The 359-nt window shown below is 42.1% G+C and carries 1 protein-coding gene; it reads right to left on the reverse strand.

Annotation, left to right across the window (positions count from 1 at the left end):
• Positions 1-359, reverse strand: a 359-nt coding sequence (locus tag ACYQ11_RS22165; RefSeq protein WP_459926016.1) for a transposase, incomplete at both ends; no start/stop codon positions are given.

Here is a 359-nt window from a genome sequence, read left to right on the forward strand (position 1 = left end):
TTTTCTAAAATCAAGTAGTTATAATAATCATTGATTGGATTGTTACCGCCAATTGCCGATACGGTCCCGACTTTATAAACGCTTTTTAACTGTCTGCAGTAACGAGGATTTTTTTTACCATAGCTCCTGCCGCCGCTGATCTTTTCCAGTTTTATCAGCCCGGCATAACTCAGATAATGCCCTTTGTTAGCAAAACGAAAGGGTGTCACTACACGAGCTACGATCTTCACCACATGAATATCCCCAATGCCGGGTAGGCTCTTTTGGTTTCTGATCTCAGGATAGGTCCGGGCAAGCCGTTTAAATTCCTGTTCATAGTGTTGTTTTTCTTCTTCATAGGCCGATATCTGTTTGTCCAT

Source organism: Desulfatiferula olefinivorans (assembly GCF_054657895.1).